General features: G+C 59.3%; 19 protein-coding genes and 1 riboswitch. Of the genes, 12 read left to right on the top strand and 7 right to left on the bottom strand.

Translation table 11 applies throughout. The features are described from left to right. Positions 1-45: 45 nt before the first annotated feature. Entirely contained in the window at positions 46-477 is a 432-nt protein-coding gene (locus tag FHT86_RS12410) for a hypothetical protein (RefSeq protein ID WP_133707020.1), read from the bottom strand. Positions 478-783: 306 nt separating this feature from the next. Here FHT86_RS12410 and FHT86_RS12405 point away from each other — a divergent pair, with 306 nt between their 5' ends. The 3 genes from FHT86_RS12405 (at position 784) to FHT86_RS12395 (ending at position 3115) form a co-directional block, all read left to right on the top strand. Continuing rightward, positions 784-1557, top strand: coding sequence for a MipA/OmpV family protein (locus tag FHT86_RS12405; protein ID WP_246779483.1), 774 nt, complete (start codon positions 784-786; stop codon positions 1555-1557). Between the two features lie 64 nt (positions 1558-1621). Further along, positions 1622-2584, top strand: coding sequence for a 4-hydroxybenzoate octaprenyltransferase (gene ubiA / locus FHT86_RS12400; RefSeq protein ID WP_133707018.1), 963 nt, complete (start codon positions 1622-1624; stop codon positions 2582-2584). 54 nt (positions 2585-2638) lie between these two features. After that, a complete protein-coding gene (locus FHT86_RS12395) occupies positions 2639-3115 on the top strand; it encodes a GNAT family N-acetyltransferase (RefSeq protein ID WP_133707017.1) in 477 nt (158 codons plus the stop codon). Positions 3116-3206: 91 nt separating this feature from the next. Here the strand turns inward: FHT86_RS12395 and FHT86_RS12390 are convergent, their stop codons facing one another. Beyond that, the gene (locus FHT86_RS12390; protein WP_133707016.1) at positions 3207-3773 is read right to left on the bottom strand and encodes a DUF6101 family protein; all 567 of its coding nucleotides are present in this window, start codon (positions 3771-3773) and stop codon (positions 3207-3209) included. A gap of 320 nt (positions 3774-4093) precedes the next feature. Here FHT86_RS12390 and FHT86_RS12385 point away from each other — a divergent pair, with 320 nt between their 5' ends. The 3 genes from FHT86_RS12385 to FHT86_RS12375 all read left to right on the top strand — a co-directional run bounded on the left by FHT86_RS12385 (position 4094) and on the right by FHT86_RS12375 (position 10564). Then, positions 4094-6601 carry a DUF1217 domain-containing protein gene (locus FHT86_RS12385; RefSeq protein ID WP_133707015.1) on the top strand — a complete coding sequence of 836 codons (2508 nt, stop codon included), beginning with the start codon at positions 4094-4096 and terminating at the stop codon, positions 6599-6601. A 792-nt stretch (positions 6602-7393) separates the two neighbouring features. Then, on the top strand, positions 7394-9820 hold the full coding sequence (locus FHT86_RS12380; RefSeq protein WP_409527586.1) for a DNA translocase FtsK: 2427 nt from the start codon (positions 7394-7396) through the stop codon (positions 9818-9820). 195 nt (positions 9821-10015) lie between these two features. After that, positions 10016-10564 (top strand): GNAT family N-acetyltransferase, encoded by a 549-nt coding sequence (locus FHT86_RS12375; protein ID WP_133707013.1) that lies wholly within the window; start codon positions 10016-10018, stop codon positions 10562-10564. Positions 10565-10639: 75 nt separating this feature from the next. On the opposite strand, the gene FHT86_RS12370 is transcribed toward FHT86_RS12375, so the two are convergent. The 3 genes from FHT86_RS12370 to FHT86_RS12360 are packed head-to-tail and all read right to left on the bottom strand — an operon-like array spanning position 10640 to position 13749. Continuing rightward, a complete protein-coding gene (locus FHT86_RS12370; RefSeq protein ID WP_133707012.1) occupies positions 10640-12070 on the bottom strand; it encodes an FAD-binding oxidoreductase in 1431 nt (476 codons plus the stop codon). Positions 12071-12104: 34 nt separating this feature from the next. Next, positions 12105-13079, bottom strand: a complete 975-nt coding sequence (locus tag FHT86_RS12365; protein WP_133707011.1) for an L-threonylcarbamoyladenylate synthase — start codon at positions 13077-13079, stop codon at positions 12105-12107. A gap of 58 nt (positions 13080-13137) precedes the next feature. After that, a complete protein-coding gene (locus FHT86_RS12360) occupies positions 13138-13749 on the bottom strand; it encodes a DUF6656 family protein (protein WP_133707010.1) in 612 nt (203 codons plus the stop codon). 105 nt (positions 13750-13854) lie between these two features. Between FHT86_RS12360 and FHT86_RS12355 the strand changes: the two genes are divergently transcribed. From FHT86_RS12355 to FHT86_RS12345, 3 genes are all read left to right on the top strand, one after another. Next, positions 13855-14268: an ACT domain-containing protein gene (locus tag FHT86_RS12355; RefSeq protein ID WP_133707009.1), complete on the top strand. Its 414-nt coding sequence runs from the start codon at positions 13855-13857 to the stop codon at positions 14266-14268. A 215-nt stretch (positions 14269-14483) separates the two neighbouring features. Further along, positions 14484-14687: riboswitch (cobalamin riboswitch) on the top strand. A gap of 98 nt (positions 14688-14785) precedes the next feature. Beyond that, positions 14786-16030, top strand: coding sequence for an aromatic ring-hydroxylating oxygenase subunit alpha (locus FHT86_RS12350; RefSeq protein WP_133707008.1), 1245 nt, complete (start codon positions 14786-14788; stop codon positions 16028-16030). Positions 16031-16033: 3 nt separating this feature from the next. Then, entirely contained in the window at positions 16034-17122 is a 1089-nt protein-coding gene (locus tag FHT86_RS12345; protein WP_133707007.1) for a hybrid-cluster NAD(P)-dependent oxidoreductase, read from the top strand. 78 nt (positions 17123-17200) lie between these two features. Here the strand turns inward: FHT86_RS12345 and FHT86_RS12340 are convergent, their stop codons facing one another. After that, positions 17201-18154, bottom strand: a complete 954-nt coding sequence (locus tag FHT86_RS12340; protein ID WP_246779430.1) for a glycoside hydrolase family 25 protein — start codon at positions 18152-18154, stop codon at positions 17201-17203. A gap of 293 nt (positions 18155-18447) precedes the next feature. On the opposite strand from FHT86_RS12340, the gene FHT86_RS12335 reads away from it, so the two are divergent. Further along, complete coding sequence (locus tag FHT86_RS12335; RefSeq protein WP_133707005.1) at positions 18448-18915, top strand: BA14K family protein; 468 nt, start codon at positions 18448-18450, stop codon at positions 18913-18915. A 75-nt stretch (positions 18916-18990) separates the two neighbouring features. On the opposite strand, the gene FHT86_RS12330 is transcribed toward FHT86_RS12335, so the two are convergent. Next, positions 18991-19992 (bottom strand): transporter, encoded by a 1002-nt coding sequence (locus tag FHT86_RS12330; RefSeq protein ID WP_133707004.1) that lies wholly within the window; start codon positions 19990-19992, stop codon positions 18991-18993. 283 nt (positions 19993-20275) lie between these two features. Here FHT86_RS12330 and FHT86_RS12325 point away from each other — a divergent pair, with 283 nt between their 5' ends. Both FHT86_RS12325 and FHT86_RS12320 read left to right on the top strand, forming a co-directional pair. Continuing rightward, on the top strand, positions 20276-22054 hold the full coding sequence (locus FHT86_RS12325; RefSeq protein ID WP_133707003.1) for an acyl-CoA dehydrogenase: 1779 nt from the start codon (positions 20276-20278) through the stop codon (positions 22052-22054). Positions 22055-22064: 10 nt separating this feature from the next. Further along, positions 22065-22817, top strand: a complete 753-nt coding sequence (locus tag FHT86_RS12320; RefSeq protein WP_133707002.1) for a crotonase/enoyl-CoA hydratase family protein — start codon at positions 22065-22067, stop codon at positions 22815-22817. Positions 22818-22881 lie beyond the last annotated feature (64 nt).

The following is a 22881-nucleotide window of genomic DNA, read 5'->3' as shown; positions in this document are numbered from 1 at the left end:
CGGCGTTTTGATTTTCCTGCCCACCACGCGGAGACGGTACGTGTTTTATTTGACCACTTGAATGGTCAGATTCTCGTCGTTGACTTTATTCGCATATAACACGGTCATGCGTAGGGTGAACTGATCCGTGCCGGTGAAGCCAGGATCGGACGTGTAATATACCGTTGTGCCTTCAACCGGCTTGCCGCTGCAGATATAAACGTCGCTGTCCTTGTCGTATTTGACGCGAACCGGGCCATGTTCGAACGTCACTTTGCCGTGGCTGGGTTGCTTGAGGATTCCCGTATAGGGATAGGAGTTGAATGTGCAGTCTCGCTTCACCGAAGCGGCCATTCCAAGCGCCGTCTTCTTGCCGGAGATGGCCCTGTGGGAGTACTGGTTTTGTTTGGCTCCATCAAGTGGCGTGCTGACACAGCCTGAAAGCGCTACACCGATGCCGATAAATGCACTGAGAGAAATCAAGGATATATTTTTCATTCCGCTCTCTTAATTTGATTATATTAGTAAGGAATTACTTAATCTTTGCGCGACAGATCATTACTTATGATTGAGTAACGCATGCTGAATTTAAATCACCGCGACACATCGGCGCAGGCCCCGAGCTAGCGTAAGCCGCATTAAAAATTTCGCCGTCGCCCCCGAATTCAATCGTGTTTGGTTAAGAGAGCGGTAACGCGATCTGGATAATTTGCGGCAACTCTGAGGGCCGTTCATGGCCCTTTGTATTGCGTATTGTGGAGTTGCATTGTGTTTGCGAAATCGCGTCTTTTTTTCACCCTCAGCCTGTTTGCCGCCTCTACGGGCGCTGCTTTGGCTGGGGATGGTCAGCACTTTTGGTCGGGTGATTGGTACCTAAGCGTCGGTGCAGCCGGTTTCACGGCACCGAAATTCGAAGGCAGCAAGCATAACAAGCTGCAATGGTCGCCACTGATCTCGGTTGGAAAGCAAGGTCCCGGCCCGCGATACTCCTCACGCAACGACAGCCCCTCCTTTGCTCTGATCGAAAACGGCGCGTTTCGGGCGGGTCTCGTCGGCAGATTTGTGCCGAGCCGCGATTCCAGTGACGGTCACGAGCTGAAAGGTCTGAAGAAGGTCAAGTGGGGTGTCGAAGCTGGCGGTTTCGTCGAAGCCTATCCCACCGACTGGCTCCGCGCCCGCGTCGAAGTCCGGCAGGGCATTCGCGCGCATAGCGGCATCGTCGCCGACGCCGCCGTCGACGCCTTCACCGATATCACGCCGGAACTGCGCCTTTCCGGCGGCCCGCGCATGACGCTCGCCTCCACCGATTATTTCGACACCTACTATGGCGTTAATGCCAAGGAGTCTGCGGCGTCAGGCCTCAGCCGCTACAATCCGGGCGGCGGCGTGAAGTCGGTCGGCGCCGGCGGCGCGCTGACCTGGAAGGCGACACAGAACTGGACCACGAGCGCTTTCGTCGAATACACCCGCCTGACTGGCCCGGCTGCCGACAGCAGCCTCGTGCGCGAGCGCGGCGACCGCAACCAGTTGCTGGTCGGTGTCTCCGCCAGCTACAAATTCAATTTCACGCTGAACTGAGAAAAGAGCGGGGCTGCAGCCCCGCTGCTTGACCGCAGGCGACAGATATCACTACTAGTTGCCTATGCAAAAGACAGACGACATCAACGGGCGCGTCGCCGACGCTCCGTCTGGCAACTGGGTTTACCGCGTCCTGCCCTCGGCGCTTTGGCCCTACGCGCAGCTCGCGCGCTGGGACAGGCCGATCGGCTGGCAGCTTTTGATGTGGCCATGCTTCTGGTCGGCCGCGTTGGCGGCCAATGCCGCTGTAGCTGCGGGCCAGGCCTCGCCCGGCTTTCTGTTGATCTACCACCTCATCCTCTATTTCATCGGTGCTGTCGCCATGCGCGGCGCCGGCTGCACCTATAATGATCTGGTCGATCATGAGATCGATATGGAAGTGGCCCGCACGCGCTCACGCCCGTTGCCGTCCGGTCGTGTGACGCGCTGGCAAGCGAAGATCTTTACGGCGCTGCAGGCGCTGGTCGGCCTGCTGGTCCTGCTGCAGTTCAACTGGTTCGCCGTCATTCTCGGCGTCTTGTCGCTTGCTGTCGTCGCGCTCTATCCCTTCGCCAAGCGCTTTACCGACTGGCCGCAGTTCTTCCTGGGGCTGGCTTTTTCCTGGGGGGCGTTGATGGGCTGGGCCGGGCTGTTTGGCAGCCTGTCGCTCGCTCCCATCGTCCTCTATGCCGCCGCCATTCTATGGACGATCGGGTATGACACGATCTATGCCCATCAAGACAAGGAGGATGACGAGCTGATCGGCGTGCGCTCCACCGCCCGGCTCTTCGGCGACAGGACGCGCCTCTGGTTGGTCGGCCTCTATGGCGCGACGCTGGTGCTGATGCTGTTGTCTTTTGCGCTGGCGGGAGCAGGATGGCTCTCCTATGTCGGCCTTCTCGTTGCCGGCGGCATGTTCGCCTATCAGATCGCCGTGCTCGACATCAATGATGCACAACAGTGCCTGACCCTGTTCAAATCCAACAGCAAGGTCGGCCTCATCATATTCGCGGGCCTCTTCCTGTCGTTCCTATTTCTCGTTCCGTGATGAGAATAAATCGGGTCTGAGGTCTTAGCGACAAGCGGGGGATGCAATACCTCGATGGAGTGCGAAATTCGGTTGGCTCGCGAGAGCGAGGCTGAAGCCATCAGCGTGGTAATATTGTCTGCCCTTCGCGAAACCAGTGCGAAGGATTATTCGCAGGACATAATCGCCCGCGTCGAACAGAGCTTCGATCCCGCATCGGTGCGAAGATTGATGGGCAATCGAACAGTTTTCGTCGCGATAAGAGGTGGAGAGGTCGTGGGCACTGCCAGCCTCGACGGCGCTGTGGTCCGCACAGTGTTCGTGTCTCCTTCGGTGCAAGGACAAGGAGTCGGAACCCGGCTTATGGCCGAAATTGAGCGGACAGCGCGCACCAATAATATAGCGGTTCTAACAGTACCATCGTCCATCACCGCGGAACCGTTTTACTCCAAAATCGGCTTTAAAGCCGTAAGGGATAGTTACCATGGCGATGAGCGGACCATCACCATGGAGCTTACGCTGGAGTCGTCGCAAGATCGGCCGCAAGACTGAGGGTTTTGCGGCCGATCTTTCACGATATGCTGAGATTTCGGTTGCGGACCAGGACATCGAACGCTGGCGTGATCCGCATGTTCTGGGCAACTTAATTCCGCGCGATGATCTCGCGGCCTTCGATCTTCATCTTGATGCCGAGCTTGCCGGTCGTACGGCGCACGAGGAAGCGCGGGCGGCGATTGGCGAAATAGGAGTGGCGGCGACGAGGCTGGATATCGCGGGTAGCGACGCCGCCCAGATGCTCTTCCAGCGGACGCGCGACGCCATCGGCTTCGATCATCAGCATCGGAATGCGGAATGCTTCCGACCACGAACGCCAGTCGGCGGCGATGTCGCTCAGGTCATGGGCGACGAGGAGGGGGATGCAGAGATCGGGATCCTCATGGTGCAATTCCAGCGTCACCGTGACTTCGCCGTCGCCATGGTCGATGGCGCGGGCGGCAACGCCCTTGAAGGCACGCTTTGGCAGTGCGACCGACAGCGGCAGGCCGCTGGACGGCAAAATCTTGCGCAGCACAGCGCCGCGCTCGTCGATCGTGATGGTGACATCACCCGCGGCACCTCGCATGGCATAGCTGACCTGTTGCGGAAAGCGCGTCGGATCAAGCCGCAGTGTGGTTCCAGCCCAATCGGGCTTCAGGACGGTATTTGTCATCTAATCTCTACCCTTGCTTTACCTGAGAGCCGGTTTTCCGGTCTTCTTACGGAGAACTTTTTGTCCTCTCGTTGGGATGCAGATTAGGCGGCGGCTCTTCCAGACAGCTTAAAAATCGCGGTTAAGAAAACTTTGCGTCCTCAAATGGTTAGCAAAATCGAATGCATCAGGGTTTCCATAAAGTGAATGCACGGCGCAATCGGTTGTACCGACTTGGTGCACGCAACGGCTGAAGTATTGTAAGTCTCAGGTAAGGTTTAGCTGCGATACTACCGACAGATTCGCTCGCGTATATTAGAGATTTATTGGGACTCACGCTGATGATATCCACCTATCTTGGCTACTCGATCGCGACCAGGAATATGACGACGACGCTCAATCAGGTGGCATCGCAGGCGCAGAACAAGCGCGAGATCGACTATTACAATGCCAATATTGGCAAGGTCACCAATGTCGACGATTTCATGAACGACTATCAGCTCTATAGCTACGCTATGGAAGCCTACGGTCTTTCGGACATGACCTATGCCAAGGCCTTTATGAAACAGGTGCTGACCAGCGACCTCAGCGATTCCAGCAGTTTTGCAAACAAGCTGACGGATCCGCGCTACAAGGAATTCGCTGCGGCGTTCAATTTCGGCACGGGCAGCGATTCGACAGCACAAACCAGTGAACAAGAAGACGATCTCGTCGGCCTCTACCAGCAGTCCTTTACGACTGAGGAAACCAACGCTGACACCGAAACAAATTATTACAGCCAGCACATCAGCGATGTTAAAACCGTGGATGATCTCCTGGGTAACACGCGCTTGCGAAACTACGTGCTGCAGGCTTATGGGATCGACCCGACAAATGTGTCGAACTCGTTCCTGAAACAGATGCTGACGAGCGATATCAGCGATCCGAACAGCTTCGTAAATCAAAATGGCAGTGCGGCCGACAAGGCGATCGTCGCGGAATTCAATTTCAACGCCGACGGAACGGTGAAGACGTCGACGCCGGACGCCGATACGGCCTACTACCAGAGCCAGATCAGCACGATCACGTCCGTCGATCAGCTTACTTCCAATCCCAAGCTGTTCGATTATGTCAAAACCGCCTTCGACATCCCGGTCTATATCACCGCCGACCAATTCAATGCCTCGGCCGAGGACGCAGGTGTTGCGAAGTCGAACGGGCTGACCGATGTGCTGGCGCAGTTCAATTTCCAGACCGACGGCACGGTCGCCAGCGGCTCGCAGGCGCAGACCGCTGCTCAGATCAGTACGACGACGGCGGCCTACGCAACCAATTATCCGGGCGGCCCACAGACGCTCGGCCAGGCGGCCGATGTCATGAGCGCTTACAATTCCACCGTTCCCTCGTTCACGACCGATGTCGGCGCTACCGACAACGATCTTTATTACAAGGATCACATCGGCTCCATCACCTCGGTCGACCAACTGACCTCGGACCCGCGGCTCTTCGACTATATCAAGACAGCCTATGGGCTCGATCCGACCACCCCCGCTGTCGTATTCAAAAATGCCTTCGCTGATTCCACCACGGCGGCGATCTTCGGTCTCACCGATGTCGTGGCGGCGTTCAATTTCCAGGCGGACGGCACCTTGGCAACCGGAGACACGGCACAGTCCCAGGACGCGATCGATGCGGCATCGACCGCCTACATGAAAAATTACAAGACATCGCAGTCGTCCCTGACCACCGACGCGGTCAACAATTACAAGAACCGCATTGCCGACGTGAAGAATATCAACGACTTCTTCGCCACAAATGCTGCCGCAGACAGCGACCAGTCCAACGATAATCTGCCCGATCTCTACGACATGGCGCTGCGCGCTTACGGCATCAGCCCGGATGAGATGTCGAAGACGCAGATGAAGAAGGTTCTCGAAAGCGATCCCTATGATCCGAAAAGCTATGTCAGCTCGCTCAAGGATCCGCGTTTCACCAATCTCGCCAAGGCCTTCAATTTCGACAGTGACGGCAAGCTGAAGCAGCCGGTCCAGGCGCTGTCGCAAACACAGATTAATAATTACATCTCCGAATATTCCAGTAGCAGCACGGCAGGACTGACGGGTGCTCAGGCGACAAAGGCCTCTAGCGACGCAAAGACGGCGGGGACCTATTTTGCGACCAATATCGTCAAGATTACCAATGTCAGCGACCTTCTCGCCGACAGCAAGCTCACCGATTTCATCCTGACCGCTAACGGCATTGACCCGAAGAGCGTCACCACCGCGACGCTGAAGAAGGCTTTCGCCTCCGATCCGTCAGATCCCAAGAGCTTCATCAACACGGCCGACGGCGCTCAATTCAAGGACATTGTCAACGCATTCAATTTCGACACGAAGGGAAACCTGACGGACGCGAAACTGGGTACGGCGCAAAACCAGGGCACGATCGCCCAGACGAACGACCTCTTCCTGCACCAGACCCTCGAGGATCAGGAAGGGCAGACCAACGCCGGCGTGCGCTTGGCACTCTACTTCCAGCGCAAGGCGCCGGATATCCATTCCATCTACGATATCATGGGCGACAGCGCACTCTACCAGGTCATAACGACGACCTTCAGCCTGCCGAGCTCGATCTCGTCGATGGATGTCGATCAGCAGGCCAAGCTGCTGGGCAAGTATATCGATGTCACCGACCTGCAGGATCCGGACAAGGTCACCAAACTGCTCCAGCGGTTCTCAGCGATGTACGATCTGCAGAACAGCACCACGTCGTCATCGAGCTCGCCCGCCCTGTCGATTCTCACCGGTTCTTCAAGCGTCGGAATCAGCGCCGATACGCTGCTCTCAATCGCGCAGCTTTCCAATAAATAGCGAAGGGTTCCGCAAAATTGGGGATCGATTCGCGCTGCTTTGATGTGCGGCGCGAGAGCAGTCTGCGCGTCTGTTGCAGTCGTGCCGATATGGACCGCTCTACTAGCCTTGGAGACGCGGAATAAGTGCATTCGGCGCCGATAAGAAGGAACTTATTAACCGTCCTTGCCCTATTCGATTGGTGAAGCCATCGGCAATATCAATGACTGGGTTGCAGGTCTCATGCGTCTTTCCCGAATGAACATTTCGAATGCGGCAACCGGCTTCCAGCAGGAGGGTGGGTCGGACCCGGAACAGGTCACGGAAGAGGCCCGCCGAGCCGAGCAGATCGCCGCACGCCGCGCATTTCTAGAAGAGAAGATCCGCAACGCGCGCGAGGCAAAGCGTCAATCTGAAGAGCGGCGTCGCGCCGAAGAACTGCGGCTCGCCGAAGAAGCACGGTTGCGCATCGCCGCAGCACCAAAACCGATCGTAGAGGCCTTGCAGGCCAGCACCGCGGCAAGTGGCCCTGTCATGCCTGTCACACCGCATGGGATTTCCGCCGAGGAACTTGCGTCACCCGGCTGGCAAAACGCCTTTCTGATGGGGCCGAACGTCCGTTTCACCCGGACGCGCGAGACCGAGATCATCAGCCGGCGCCCGCCCGCCGAACCTGCGCCCAGCTTGACAAACCCCTCCGCGGGCCATGCCGCGATGCGGGTCATGGAGCCGCCGGTAATCGAATCATCGGCCTCGACCGATACTCCCCAAGAAGAGCAGTCGGTCGAATTCCACTTGCCGCTATGGGAAGACATGCCGTTCGCGGCTGAGACCTACAAGCCTACCGTAATTCAGAAATCTCCGGCGATGGAGCCGGACGCATTGGAGATGACCGTCATCGCTACCGCATTTCATAAGGCTCCCGCGATCGCGCTGGATGCCTCGCCGTCACTGCCGAAAGTTGAAAAATCCTTCGCCGCGCCTGTGGTCGAGTCGCGGCTCGCCCATCTCTCCGATTTCGCCTTCTGGGACGCCATGCCCTTCGAAAGCGAATTCCTCTCCGCCATCAAGGGAACGCAGATTCAGCCGCTGCACATTCCTGAGGTCCAGGCTGAAATCGAATCGATCGTCGCGAAATTCCGCGTGGTCGAATGCCGCCGTCCGGCACCTGTCGCGGAGATGCCGCAAGAGATCGTTGTTTCGCAGGATGTTGCCGTCGGTGTGCCGGCCAAACCCCACTCTGTTGCAGAGGCAGCCCTGATCAGTGCATTCGTAATCGACGAGCTCGCCGCACTGGAAGCCATTGCATTGGCGCCTGTCTTGCCGGCAACGGTCGAAGTGGCCGCGCCGACCCTCATCGAACCGGAAACGATCGAGCCTGCAGCCTTCGTACCGCCCGCCTTCGTTACGGCCGTCTTCGCCAATGAAGTCGAGACCGCTGCCGAGCCGCAGCCCGCTCCGGACTCGAGCATGCCGTCGCCGGCTCCCGTCATGGTCGTTGCTCCGATGCCGGTTCGGACATCGGCGCCGGTTGCTGCGACGCCTGTTGTCGAGGCAAAGCCGGTCATTCCCGCCGTCGAAGCCGCCAAGCAGCGTCTTATCGATCCGCCGCCGTCGCAGATCACGCCGCGCCGGCCCGCAGCCCTGACGCCGCCGGAGTGGCGGCCGATCGCCCGTAGCGGTGAGGGCGAATATGAATTCCCGCCCCGCGAACTGCTGCAAGAGCCTGTGGCCCGTTCCGGCGTGATCATGACGCAGGAAACGCTCGAACAGAATGCCGGCCTTCTTGAAAGCGTTCTGGAGGACTTCGGCGTCAAGGGCGAGATCATCCATGTCCGTCCCGGCCCGGTCGTGACGCTCTACGAATTCGAGCCGGCTCCTGGCGTCAAATCCTCGCGCGTCATCAACCTCGCCGACGATATCGCCCGCTCGATGTCTGCGCTCTCGGCCCGCGTCGCGGTCGTTCCCGGCCGCAATGTCATCGGTATCGAACTGCCGAACGTCACCCGCGAGACCGTCTATTTCCGGGAAATGATCGAGTCCTCGGATTTCGAGAAGAGCGGCTACAAGCTGGCGCTCGGCCTCGGCAAGACGATCGGCGGCGAACCCGTCATCGCCGAACTCGCCAAGATGCCGCATCTGCTCGTGGCCGGCACCACCGGCTCGGGCAAGTCGGTCGCCATCAACACCATGATACTGTCGCTGCTCTACCGCATGACGCCGGAACAGTGCCGCCTAATCATGGTCGATCCGAAGATGCTCGAACTCTCCGTCTATGACGGCATCCCGCATCTTCTGACCCCCGTCGTCACCGATCCGAAGAAGGCCGTGATGGCGCTGAAATGGGCGGTGCGCGAGATGGAGGATCGCTATCGCAAGATGTCACGCCTCGGCGTGCGCAATATCGACGGCTACAACAGCCGTGTCGCCTCGGCCCGCGAAAAGGGTGAGACGATCCATGTCATGGTCCAGACCGGTTTCGACAAGGGCACCGGCGCGCCGATCGAAGAACAGCAGGAAATGGACCTGACGCCGATGCCCTACATCGTCGTCATCGTCGACGAAATGGCCGACCTGATGATGGTCGCCGGCAAGGAAATCGAAGGCGCGATCCAGCGTCTGGCGCAAATGGCGCGTGCTGCGGGCATCCACCTCATCATGGCGACGCAGCGTCCCTCGGTCGACGTCATCACCGGTACGATCAAGGCAAACTTCCCGACGCGCATCTCCTTCCAGGTGACCTCGAAGATCGACAGCCGCACAATCCTCGGCGAACAGGGCGCAGAACAGCTCCTCGGCCAGGGCGATATGCTGCACATGGCCGGCGGCGGCCGCATCTCTCGCGTCCACGGTCCCTTCGTCTCGGATGAAGAGGTCGAAAAGGTGGTCGCTCATCTGAAGACCCAAGGGCGGCCGGAATATCTCGACACGGTCACCGCCGACGAGGATGACGAAGAAGAGGAAGAAGACACCGCCGTATTCGACAAGGGTGCAATCGCCTCAGAAGATGGCGACGATCTCTATGAGCAGGCGATCAAGGTCGTCATGCGCGACAAGAAGTGCTCGACCTCCTACATCCAACGCCGCCTCGGCATCGGCTATAACCGTGCCGCCTCGCTAGTAGAACGCATGGAAAAAGACGGCCTCGTCGGCCCGGCAAACCACGTCGGCAAGCGCGAAATCATCTCCGGCAACCGGAATGGCGGCGGAGCACAGCCGAGCCATGAGGATTATGATTGATGGAGTAGGGGGAAGAAGCAGGGTTCCGAATATGCCGAACCTCCGCTGCCCCCTCTGTCACCGTCGTGACATCTCCCCCACAACGGGGGAGATTGTTGGGAGTATGTCGCACCGCCTCAGCAAGCCATCATGCTTTCTGAGCGTTACGCTCCGCTGACGCTGACATGAGCGCGATTAGTACTCAAGGACCACAGAATGAACCCGACCTATCGACTTCCAGAGGAATTCTCCACGGATCGGTTTCTTATAAGACGAATACTGCCGTCTGATGCCGACGCTATCTTCGCTGGTTGGGCTACTGATCTCGAAGTGACGAAATATCTTACCTGGCGTCCTCATACAGAGCTTTCCCAGACGCGGGAAGCTGCGGAACGCTCCCATCGGGATTGGGAAGGCGGCGCGACCTTTCCAGCGGTAATTTGCTCACGAGATGCGCCGAGCGAACTGATCGGAAGGATTGACGCGCGTCTGTTCGGACCAAGAGTTTCGTACGGTTGGCTCGTTCGAAAGGACCGCTGGGGACAGGGAGTTGCGAGTGAAGTGGTGCATTGGGCGGTCAAGCATGCCCTTTCCCATCCGATGATCTATCGCACCGAGGCAGCTTGTGATGTCATGAACGTGGCCTCAGCGCGTGTGATGGAAAAGGCTGGCATGACGCAGGAAGCGTTGCTTCGACGGTACCTCTTTCATCCAAATGTGTCCGATGAGCCGAGGGACGCTTTCCTGTATTCTAAAGTTCGCTGAGACCACCGGGGGAAGCCAGCGGCGGCTATTCCGACAACTACCCGATGCCGCTAAACTCTAAGCGTGCAGAGCCTCTTACACCCGCAAAACCTTCCCCGGATTCATGACGCCAGCCGGATCGAACGCCATCTTGATCCGGCGCATCAGGTCCATCTCGATCTCGGGGCGGATCGAGGCCAGTTCGTCGCGTTTCAATTGTCCGATGCCGTGTTCGGCGGAGATCGAGCCGCCATGTTGCAGCACCAGACCGTGCACGATCTTGTTCATCTCCCGCCAGCGGCCGATGAATTCCGCCTTGTCGGCTCCAACAGGCTGCGAGATGTTGTAGTGAATATTGCCGTCGCCCATGTGCCCGAAAGCGCAGATGCGGGCGCCGGGCATGGCCGCCATCACAGCTGTCTCCGCCTTGTGCATGAATTTCGGAATCTGCGCGACCGGCACGGAGACGTCGTGTTTGATCGAGCCGCCCTCCGGCTTTTGCGCGTCCGACATGCTTTCACGCATATGCCATAGCGCCTTTTGCTGCGCCTCGGAGCTGGCGATGGTCGCGTCCTGGACCAGGCCGGCCTCGTACCCCTGTTCCAACAGTGTCGTGATCATTCGCTCGGCAGTTTCGGCCGAATCCGAAGTGGAGATATCGATCAGCACATACCAGGGGTGGACTGTTTCCAGGGGATCGCGAACGCCGGGAATATTGCGCACAGTGAACTCGACGCCGATGCGCGGCATCAGCTCGAAGCCGGTGAGCGCGGGGCCGCAGAGGCTGGAGGCGTTCTTGAATAGCGTCAGCGCGTCCTCAGTCGACTGTATACCTGCAAAGGCCACCTGATGGCCGAGCGGTTGCGGGAAAAGCTTCAGAACCGCGCCGGTGATGACGCCGAGCGTTCCCTCGGCGCCGATGAAGAGATCGCGCAGGTCGTAGCCGGTATTGTCTTTCTTCAGCCGCCGAAGGCCGTTCCAGATCTCGCCGGTCGGCAGCACCACCTCGAGGCCAAGGCAGAGCTGGCGCGTGTTGCCATAGGCGAGAACGGCCGTGCCGCCGGCATTGGTGGAGAGATTGCCGGCGATGCGGCACGAGCCTTCCGAGCCAAGCGATAGCGGGAACATGCGGCCATGCTCTTCTGCGGCTTTTTGTACATCGGCCAGGATACAGCCGCCATCGACGACCATGGTGTTGCCCACCGGATCGATGTCGCGGATGCGGTTCATGCGCTCCAACGAAAGGATGATGTCGGAGCCGCCCTCGCGCGGCGTCTGGCCTCCGACAAGGCCGGTATTGCCTGTCTGTGGCACAATCGCCGTGCCGGTCTCGCTGGCAAGCTTCAGGATCGCCGAAACCTCCTCCACCGAACCGGGCTTTAAGAGCAGCGGCGATGCGCCATGATAGAGGCCACGGTTTTCGATCAGATGCGGCGCGATATCAGACGCCTCCCGCAACGCATGCTTTTCGCCAACAATAGCGACGAAGCGGTCGAGAAGGGCGGAGGAGGGGGCGGAGCTGCTCATGGCGTGTCCTTTGCCGATTTGTTTTTGACCGGATTTATTCTCTGGGCGCGGCCGCGCGGCGCAGCCGGTCGTTGATGGCCTCGCCGAGGCCTTCGTCGGGAATGCTGGAAAAGGCGATGGTTGCCGCGCCGCTGCCGTCGGCTCGTTTCATGAAGTCGAAGAGGTTGGCGGCAGCTTCCGAGAGATCGCCGGCCGGGCTAAGATCGAGCACGATGGCGGCATTCTCCGTGCCGGCAATATCTGGGCGTCCAAAACGGATCAGCGCCTCGCCCGGCAAAACAGCCGTCGCGTCGAGCCGCACAGCGGCACCCGGCGCATAATGCGAGGCAAGCATTCCCGGCGCTTCGATAGCCGGCGAGGCGCCATTCTTGCGCTTGAGCGGCTGACCTGCGACCCGTTCGATCTCTTCCGCCGCCAGTCCGCCCGGCCTCAGCAGGCGCATCTCACCGTCCTCGACCTTCACGATGGTCGATTCGACGCCGACGATCGAAGCGCCGGCGTCGAGGATCAGTGAAATCCGCTCGCCGAGATCGTCATGAACATGATCGGCGCTGGTGGCGCTGATCTTGCCGGAGGTATTGGCGCTGGGGGCGGCAAGCGGCCGACCGAAGGCGCGGATCAGCTCGCCGGCAAAACCCTGCGGCACGCGGATGCCCACCGTATCAAGCCCCGCCGTCGCCAGCGGATGGATGCCGCTTTCCGGCCGCAGCGGCAGCACAAGGGTTAGCGGACCAGGCCAGAAGGCTTCCGCCAGTTTTCGCGAGATCGGGTCGAAGATCGCATATCGTTCCGCCATGGCGAGATCGCTCATATGGCAGATCAGCGGATTGAAGCGCGGCCGGCCCTTGGTCTCGTAGATGCGGGTGATTGCGGCCGGATTGGTGGCATCAGCGGCGAGCCCATAGACCGTCTCGGTTGGTAGCCCGATCGGCAACCCGTCGGCGAGCGTCGCTGACGCCGTAGCGATCGCTGTTTCGGGGTATTGCAGAATGTCTATATGTCGTGCCATGGCCTGACCGGTTGCAGTTCAGGCAGTTCTTATGCTTTTCAAGATTGGGGATCAATGATCAAAGCTGGCGAATGATGTCGCGGAGCTGTTCGTTGCGGGCGCCGAGCAGCAGCACGTTGCGGACGGCGATCTGCGGATCGTGGGTGTGGAAGAGCACACCGTTGCCCCTGACCTCGCGGTTGATCGTCAGCTTTTTCTCCGGCGATTCCTGGTCCGGGTGGACGGCAACGGCAAAATACATCCGCGAATATTTCAGGCTGATATCTTCGAAGAAAGCGTCGTTCTGGCCGATGCGCGCGAAAAAGTTGGCGATGTAGAAGGCCCAGCTCACCTCTTCATATTGCGCGAATTGCGTTCGCGCCGCGGTCACATGGCAGTATCCGAGATGCGGCGTATCTTTCAGCGTTTGATGAAAGATCATCTTGGGGAAACGGATCGACTGGTGAAAGCTGTTCAGCCTGTCATGAGTTTTTTCGCCGGCGTTCCGCAGCTTGTTCGCCGTGCGTTCGGCCACTTCCTGATGGGTGAGATAGCGCCGCTCCTCGGCTAGCCAATGCGCCCTCTCGCGCGTGATGCGGCCGGTGCGCAGGAATTCGCTATGTGAGGCCGCGGGTAATTCCGGTTCCGGTTCTACGGACTTCTTGGCGTCGAAATATCTGAGCTTGGCCATGGCGGCACTCACGGTATGGGTATGGATACCAGTTGATAGATCGCCTAGCTTGAGCCGGGCTTGAGTGCAGCGAGTGCTGACGGACTACTGAAAGGGATCAGAGCCATGCCGGGCATTACCGATCTTGCTTTGCTGATTTCCAGCATGCGGCCGAATCTCGTCGAAGGAACATTCGTCTATTGCAGCGTGCCGGCGACGACGCTCGCAGATTATCTCCACTTGAAGCCGATCGGCCTGTTTCAAGAAAAGGAAGGGTTGACGTTGATCGTTCCGTTGGAGGCCGCCCGGCAGGCTGGGTTGCCGACCGAGCCGGCGATGCGGATGATCACGCTCGACGTCCATTCCTCGCTGGAGGCGGTGGGCCTGACAGCGGCCTTCGCTACCGCGCTCGGAAGCAACGGCATCAGCGCAAACGTCGTTGCGGCCTATTATCACGATCATATCTTCGTACCGGCCGCCGATGCGGAGCGCGCAGTTGCGGTATTGCGTGCGCTTTCCGCCGCTCAAGACCTACCGTGAAATGGGTTCCGGAACCGCCTGTCGCAATCAGGACAAAGCGTCACCAATGTCGGGCGACCAATGCGAAAGATCGTGTATTTCCACGAACCGTAACAGATTGAATTGTCAGTCGATATTTCGGCACGCATGACCGGCTGCACTGGCGTTGTCCTCGCTGTCGCCAATTTCGAACCTGATGTCGCATTGCAGCAGAGCGGCTAACAACGCGGCAGCTATGATGGCGTCAATCTCAAGGTGCCGTCTGCTAGGGAGGCGGAGAATTGGGAAGCCGGTCGAAATCCGGCGCTGCCCCCGCAACGGTGGTGGAGTGAGGCATGGCAGATAAAGCCACTGGGTTGAGACAGCCTGGGAAGGCGCCATGGGGTTCTTTCGAGGACCGCTCCAGAGCCCGGAAACCAGCCTTGGGGTGATAGATTTACTGACCGCGGCGGGCGGTCGGGGCAACGCGTTGAGCCGTCCAAGGCCGACCGGTGCATGTCCTCTGCCTGCTGCCTGGTACTGCGCAAGGATAGGCAAAGTGGATATCAGCACCAATGTTTTGCGGCAATTGAAGAACCGTCGCCAGGGTTTCAGCCTGGAGCAGCCTTTCTATACCGATCCCGATTATTTCAAGCTCGACATGGAGACGATCTATTATCGCGACTGGCTGTTCATCGGCCATGATTGCGAAGTGCCGCGTGCGGGTAATTATTTCACCGTCCAGATCGGCGATTATCCCGTCGTCATCGTCCGCGGCCGAGATCAGGTCATCCGCGCTTTCCACAACAGCTGTCGCCACCGCGGCTCGCGTGTATGCGCGTCCGAGCGCGGTTCTTCGGCCAAGCTTGTCTGCCCCTACCACCAGTGGACCTATGAGCTCGACGGTTCGCTGCTTTTCGCTCGGCAGATGGCCGAGGATTTCGACAAGAGCCAATTCTCCCTGAAGCCAGTCCATTGCGAAAGCGTCGGCGGCTATATCTTCATCTGTCTCGCGAAGAGCGCCCCGGACTTCTCCTCGGTCCGCACCACGATCGAGCCTTATATAGCGCCGCATCGTATCGGCGAGGCCAAGGTCGCCTTCCAGAGCACCATTATCGAGAAGGGAAACTGGAAGCTCGTATGGGAAAACAATCGCGAGTGCTACCACTGCGCTGCCAATCATCCGGAGCTCTGTCGTACTTTTCCGGAAGCGCCGACCGTCAGCGGCGTGCAGGGGGCGATGAGCGATCCCGTCATCACCGACCACTGGCAGCGCTGCGAAGCCGCCGGCCTGCCGAGTGAATTCAAGCTCTCGCAGGATGGCCAGTTCCGCACCGCCCGCATGCCGCTGATCGAAGGGGCTGAAAGCTACACCATGTCCGGCCAGCGCGCCGTCGAGCGGCCGCTGTCCCCTGACGTAACAATCAACAACATCGGCACGATGCTATTGTTCCATTACCCGACGACGTGGAATCACCTCCTCGGCGACCACGCCATCTCTTTCCGCGTGCTGCCGATTAGCGCCGAGGAGACTGCCGTCACCACCAAATGGCTGGTGCACAAAGATGCAGTCGAAGGCGTCGATTACGATCTCGAAGAGCTGACCCATGTCTGGACGGAAACCAACGACCAGGACCGCCGCATCGTCGAGGAAAACGCCTTCGGCATCCGCTCGCCGGCCTATGAGCCCGGTCCTTATTCGGAAATCCACGAGGGCGGCGTCATGCAGTTCGTCGAATGGTACACGAATTTCATGATCAATCGGCTGCAGGGCGATCAGGCCAAGCTGTCGGCGGTCGCCTGAGTTATGAATATGTCCGTCTCTCTCCGTCATCAGCACTTGGACCAGATGCAGCCTTGGAGCGATAGGCAGCATCTGCTCGAATGCCTCTCGGCAACGCCGGAAGCGCCCGATGTGATGACCTTCACCTTCCGCTCCGACAAGGACAACTGGTTCCGCTATCTGCCCGGCCAGTTCGTGACCTTGGAACTGCCGACGGCTCCGGAGCCGGTCATGCGCACCTATACGCTGTCGTCCACGCCGTCGCGGCCCTTTTCTGTCGCCGTCACGGTGAAGGCGCAGAAGGACAGCATCGGCACGCGCTGGATGTTTGAGAACCTGAAGCCCGGCATGCGCATCCGGGCTTTTGGTCCCCTTGGCGATTTTAGCCATGTCCGTCATCCCGGCGAAAAATATCTCTTCGTTTCCGCCGGCTCAGGCATCACGCCGATGATGGCAATGACGCGCTATATGGCCGACACCGCACCACTTTCGGACATCACGTTCATCAATTGCTCGCGCAGCCCCGCCGATATCATTTTTCGCTCGGAGCTGGAATATCTGGCCCGCTTCATGCCAAACCTCGATCTCGGTTTCATCGTCGAGGGCTGCGGCCGCACAGATCTCTGGTCAGGGCTGAAAGGCCGTATCGACAAGGCGAAGATCGGACTGCTGGCGCCTGATTTCATGGAACGCACCATTTTCTGCTGCGGCCCGGAAATCTTCATGGACGCCGTCCGCTCCATGCTGGAAGCCCATGGCTTCGACATGGCGCGCTACCATCAGGAAAGCTTCCAGCCGGCACAGGCGGCAACGCCACTGGCCGAGGTCAGCGATGACGCGTCGACGGAGGCGGCGACCTCGATCCGCTTCACCATGGCCGGCAAGGATGTCGCTTGCGCCCCGGGGCAGACGATTCTGCAGGCTGCGCGCGGCGCCGGTGTGCGCATAGGCGCCGCCTGTGAATCTGGTCTCTGTGGCACTTGCCGGGTGATGAAACTGTCGGGTGAGGTCGAGATGAGCCACAATGGCGGCATCCTCGACGACGAAATCGACGAAGGCTATATCCTTGCCTGCTGCTCGCGGCCCAAGTCGGATGTGCAGATAGAAGCCTGAGTATGGCCCCGAGCTGACGGACCGCGCGGTGAAAGGCGTGAGGCGAATTTCAGACAGGATCGTTCTCAAGAGCGAGAATCAGAAATCCTGATAATTCAGCTCGTTGATCTCGACCGGCTTAGGCTGGGTAGCGGCGGTGACGATGGGATCGATCATCAGCGAAGCGAGCGTCTGCAGCGAGCCGGTACAGCTCGGCCCCTTGGCGATGATCATGGGCGCAGGCTCCGGTTTGGCGGGCAGCAGATCGCCCTGCGGCCAGATCTTCGCGAGCTGCACCTTCGTCATCGGCGCGACATTGACATCGATATCGATGAGCGTCCCCGGCACCCGGTAAGGACAGGTCTTCTCCGAGCAATTGTCGGACGAGGAGAATTGCCAGAGTGCATAATTGTCCCAATTGCCGAGCGGGAAGGTGCCTTTCACATCCGGCTTATAACGCGCGTACCACAGCGGCAACCGCGACAGGATCGGATAATCATCACGGTGATCGGCGATGTAACGGGCGGTGTTGTGGTTGGTGTAGAGGATGGGATAACGACCGGTTCTCACCTTGATGTGACCGACAAAGATCTGTGCATCGTCCAGCGACATGAATTGGGTCGTGTCCATCCCGTCGATATCGAGCACCATCAGCTCGTCCGGTTTCGGATCGGCATAATCGAGAAAATGATTAGCCTGGTCGATCGGATTGCCAGGCCGTCCCAGATGATAAGCGCCCCAAAGCAGGCCGTTCATTTTCGCTAGCATGCGGCGGGTCTGATATAGCTCGCGGCTGACCGCATATTTACGCCACATCGTCTTGCAGTGAGCAAACGTGTCGCCGGCGTGATCGCCTAAACAGGTAAAACTTTCAGGAAGGCCGTCGGAGGCTTTGGAGATGAAGGCCGCAATGCGTTTGTCCTGCAGCAGTTGATCCCAATCGATGGTATTCAACTCATAGGCATCGACAATGAGGGCGTTTTTGGGATCGTTCCAAGGCTGGTTCTCACCGGCCGCAAGCCGGGAAGCCGATCCCAGCAGCGCCAGGATCATCAGGAAACTGCAAATCAGAACGCGAGTCTGCCGGTATCCCTTCATGAAACAATGGTAAGGATCGGTGGTTAATCCTGGGTTAAGAATGAGATCGCTATAAATTGACCGTGGGGTCCGCGCATAACCCCTTAAATTGGTACCGATTTAGGGGAAAGACTATGCGCCGCTGCGTCCCGGCGCGCCTTAGTGAACGCGCGGCGCAGCAGGTAACTCGAACCCTGTTTTGGGGATCCTTCCCCAATACGGAATATTATTTGCCTGAGCACAAAATAAGCCAGGGAATGGAGATATAAATGCTTGGTTTCCGTGCGAGAATTGCGACTATCGCTGTTTCGGTCGCTGTGGCTCTGACGAGCTTCACCCCGTCCTTCGCAATGCAGATGCCTGCCGCGCCCGTTGCGGCAGCAGACAAGGCCGCTCCTGCCGACATCCAGCAGGTTCAATGGCGCCACTATGGCGGCTATCGCGGTGGGTACTATCGTCGCGGCTGGTACGGCGGCTATCGCGGTTATCCGGGCTATCGTCATGGCTACCGCTATTACGACGGCTATTGGTTCCCGCTCGCGGCTTTCGGCGCCGGAGCCATCATCGGTGGCGCAATTGCCAGCCAGCCGCGCTACGTCGACCCGGCTCCGGCCGCAGGCATCAATCCGCGCCATATCGAATGGTGCGCATCGCGCTATCGGTCTTACCGGGCTTATGACAACACGTTCCAGCCCAATTATGGCCCCCGGCAACAGTGCTACTCGCCCTACTTTTGAGCGAGAGATTTCGGCCTATCGATGCAAGCCGCCCGGCCATACGCCGGGCGGTTTTCTGTTAATGAATATCCTGCGTCAGAGAATGTTGACCCGCTTGAGCAGCCACCAGGCGAGCACCATCGAGGCGATGATGAGGCCGACGGCATATTCAGTGCCGGCACCGCCGCCTGAAAAAGGCAGATTCGACGTATTCATACCAAAAAAGCCGGTCACGAGCGTCGGCGGCAACAGGAAAGCCGTCATGATAGACAGGATGTAGAGATGGCGGTTGATCTCGGAGGAAAGCTTCGAGTCGATTTCTTCATGCAGCAGCCTCGCACGCTCCTGCAGCGCGTAGACGTCATGATCCACAGCCTCCAGCCGGCCCGTCAAGCGGCCGGCAACATCCTCGAAACCGAGCGGCATCTCCTCGTCGTCGGACGCCGCGGCGCGGCGCATCAGTGTCAAGACGGTGCGTAGATGCCGGTGCAGGCGCACGATCGTCCGCCGCACAGGCGCCAGCCGTCGGCGTTCGTCGCGCGGTGCATTCTCGTAAACGAAATCCTCGATAAGGTTCAGCTCCTCGGTCATCTCGATGACCAATGAGATCAAGGTGCGCTGGAATTCCACGACCAGCAGCTCGAAGATATCGATCGGGCGGGAGAATTTGGCGGCGTTTTTTTCGATCAGCATGCGCGCCCGCTCGACGCTGCGCAGCGGTTGCACTCTCGTGGTGATGAGCATGCGGTCGGTGAGCACGAAATGCAGCCAGCCGATGTCGCGCGTGTCCTGATCGAATTCACGCTGGAAATCGACCAATGTGCCGAACAGCATCTGGTCGTCAACGGTGATTGTCGCATGTGTCTCATGCGTCGTCAGCGCCGTACGAGCCGCTTCGTTCAGCCCTGGTGCGTCCTCCAGAAACGCAGGCACACGGGCATCGACAAGGCTCAGATGCAGCCACAGGAAACCATCCTCGGCAAACAACGAGGCGCGGTCGGTATCATCGGACAGCCGCTCCGGCTTGCCCACGCCGGGACGAAGGCGATAGGCCCAGACGAGACCAGGTATCGTGGTGGCTGACGTGATTGTGTTCATGGCCGGATTGTTCGCATCGTCAAAGGAGTTGCATAGTCATTGTTCATGACGGTTGTTTATGCAAGTCCGGGATGCGGCGTGACAATCCTGCAGTATGGCGGAAATGCCGCAGCGGGGCGAGGCGATTGAAGAATCGCCGGCTGGTTGCAGACGCAACTTAGATGTTAAGGGATTGCCTCTTCAAAATTGACGTTTACGTAAAAATCAATAAGCTATAAACAACATGCGGCCGATAGCTTGGGTGAGGTAGACTGTCGGCATCGTCACTGCGGAGGAAAACACCATGTACAAGGCGCCGGTCGAGGAAATCGCGTTTACGCTGAAGCATATTGCTGGCATGGGGCAAGCGATGGAAGAGGGGCGTCTAGGCGATCTCAGCGGTGATGTCGTCGACGCCATTGTGACCGAGGCCGGCCGTTTTGCCGGGGATGAGATGGAGCCGCTGGCCGAGATCGGCGATCGGCAGGGCGCGAAGCTTGTCGATGGCAAGGTGATGTTGCCCGATGGCTGGGAGAAGCTCTATCGCGACTGGATTGCCGGCGGTTGGAACGGACTGACCGCACCGGAAGAGTTCGGCGGTCAGGGCCTGCCGCACATGCTGAATGTCGCGACGCTGGAAATGTGGAATTCCGCTTCCATGGCCTTTGGCCTCGCGCCGACGCTGACCATGGGTGCGGTCGAGGCGCTGATCGCGCACGGCAGCGAAGACCTTAAGCGCAAGTATCTGACAAAACTGGTTTCCGGCGAATGGGCCGGTACCATGAACCTGACCGAGCCGCATGCCGGCTCCGACGTCGGGGCACTGCGCACCCGCGCCGAACGCCGCGACGACGGCACCTATCGGCTATTCGGCCAGAAGATTTTCATCACCTGGGGCGATCACGAGGCGGCGGAGAATATCGTCCATTTCGTGCTCGCCCGCCTTCCGGATGCGCCTGCGGGCACGCGCGGCATTTCACTGTTTCTGGTGCCTAAATTCCTCGTCAATGACGATGGCTCGCTTGGGGCTCGCAACGATTATTTCGCCCATTCGCTGGAGCATAAACTCGGCATCCATGGCTCCCCGACCTGCACGATAATCTACGGCGACGGCAAATACGGCACCGAAAAGGGTGCTGTTGCGTGGCTCGTCGGCGAAGAGAACAAGGGCCTCGCTTGCATGTTCACCATGATGAACAATGCGCGCCTCGCCGTCGGCATCCAGGGCGTGGCGATCGCCGAGGCCGCGACGCAGAAAGCCATCGCCTATGCAAAAGAACGCACGCAGGGCCGGGCACCGGGTACGACAAGCGCAGGCATGAGCCCGATCATCGAACATCCCGACATCGCCCGCATGCTGCTGACGATGAAGGCGCTGACACAAGGTTCCCGTGCCATCTGCTATGTCTGTGCCGAGGCAATCGACATGTCGCATCGCGATCCAGGCAAGGCGCGACATTGGCAGGAGCGCGCCGCCCTGCTGACGCCAATCGCCAAATCCTTTTCCACCGATACCGGCGTCGATGTCGCCTCGCTCGGCATCCAGGTGCATGGTGGCATGGGTTTCATCGAGGAGACGGGTGCGGCCCGCCTGTTGCGCGACGCCCGCATCGCGCCGATCTATGAAGGTACCAACGGCATCCAAGCGATCGACCTCGTGACGCGTAAACTGACAATCGCCAACGGCGACCATGTGCGTGGCTTCACCGCCGAGCTGCGCGAGATTGCTGATGCCGTTGCCAAATCCAATCTTGACGGTTTTGGCGAGACGGCCGCACGGCTGTACGCCGCTATCACCGATCTCGAAGCGGCAAGCGAATGGCTGTTGGCATGCCAGGCGGAGGGCCGCATCGCCGATGCCTTGGCGGGCGCCACGCCTTATCAGCGGCTTTTCGGCCTCGTCCTGACGAGCTGCTATCTCGCTAAGGGGGGGCTGGCCGATGCTTCGGATGGCGAGGGGGAAAAGCGCATCGCGCTCTGCCGCTTTGCTGCGGAAAACATGCTGGCCGAAGCCACCGCACTCACCGATCGCATCGTCACCGGCGCTTCCAGTCTCGAAGCTGCGCGCATCGCTCTTGCCTGAGGACACATACTTGACCGACCATATCCTGATCGAACGCCCTGAGACCGCGCCGTATGTGCAGGTAATCCGGTTCAACCGGCCGGAAAAGAAAAACGCCATCACCCGCGCCATGTATCAGACGATGACTGACGCGCTGCGGGCAGCGGGTGAGACATCGGATATCCGCGTCACCGCCTTCCTCGGCAGTGAAGGCTGCTTTTCCGCCGGTAACGACTTGGCCGATTTCCTGGCCTTCGCCACGAGCGGCAGCATGGGCCGCGAGGTGTTGGACTTCCTGGGCGCGCTGGCCACGGCGAAAAAGCCCGTCGTCTCCGGTGTCGACGGCCTGGCGATCGGCATCGGCGCCACGATCCACCTCCATTGCGACCTGACCATCGCTTCCGACCGCAGCCTGTTCAAAACACCCTTCGTCGATCTCGCCCTCGTCCCCGAAGCCGCGTCCAGCCTGATTGCGCCGCGGCTTATGGGCCACCAGCGCGCCTTCGCTCTGCTCGCTCTTGGCGAGGGCTTTTCTGCTGCGGAAGCAAAAGATGCCGGCCTGATCTGGAAAGTCACCACGCCGGAAGCGCTGGAAGCCGAAACCATGTCGCTCGCTGCCATGCTTGCCGCCAAACCGCCCGAGGCTCTGCGGATCGCGCGCAATTTGATGCGAGGCTCCACCGAGCACGTTCTCGCCCGCATCGACGAGGAAGCAAGACACTTTGCGGCGCAGTTGAAGAGCGCCGAGGCCCGGGCGGCATTTGAAGCGTTCATGAAGCGGTGAAAAATACTTAATAAATTACCTAAGTATCTATTGACGGACATGACTGTGCCTATATACTTAGGCA

This window comes from Rhizobium sp. BK313, from assembly GCF_014193655.1.
Classification (GTDB): domain Bacteria; phylum Pseudomonadota; class Alphaproteobacteria; order Rhizobiales; family Rhizobiaceae; genus Rhizobium.
This window is presented reverse-complemented; position numbering and strand designations above follow the sequence as displayed.